The organism is Oleiphilus sp. HI0123, from assembly GCF_001635315.1.
This window is the reverse complement of sequence record NZ_LWGE01000081.1, coordinates 1-473: the sequence shown is the minus strand read 5'-3', so window position 1 is coordinate 473 and position 473 is coordinate 1. Positions and strand designations below refer to the sequence as shown.

General features: G+C 29.8%; 1 protein-coding gene. It reads right to left on the bottom strand.

Going from position 1 to position 473, the window contains the following annotated elements; all coding sequences use genetic code 11:
- On the bottom strand, positions 1 to 194 hold a 194-nt coding region (locus A3761_RS00890; protein ID WP_156491468.1), incomplete at its 3' end, for a hypothetical protein.
- Between the last annotated feature and the right edge of the window lie 279 nt (positions 195 to 473).

Sequence of the window (473 nt, the reverse complement as noted above, 5' to 3'; positions counted from 1 at the left end):
TCCTGAATTTCTTTAACAATAAAATTTCCAATCGATGTATCAATCTCTTTAGGTAATTTATTGTTAATTTTTTCTTTTACTTCTTCATTGCTTATTTCTACATTAATCCCGTAATAATTGAAGTAAAAAAGGCCTACCGCTGCTAAAGCAACAATAAAACAGAAAATATAAAAAATACTGAAATCTTTTTTCATTCTAGCTTCCCTTTATAAAGGTTCATATTACATATGACCTTGACCTTTCCCCTGAGTTAGTACCAGTTCCTCAATGAGAAATCCGAGTTTACGCAGCCTGTTTTGCAACCTCTTTAATAGCTCACTTATTGAAATGAGACGTTTTTCAACAAGAGTAAATTAAATGTAGGATTTTTGAAAATGTTCTAGTCTAGTAGCAACGATATTTTTATTATGAGGACATAATGTATTTCATTGCCGTTGCTATTGTTAACTTAGCTTATATATTTTCTGAATTGA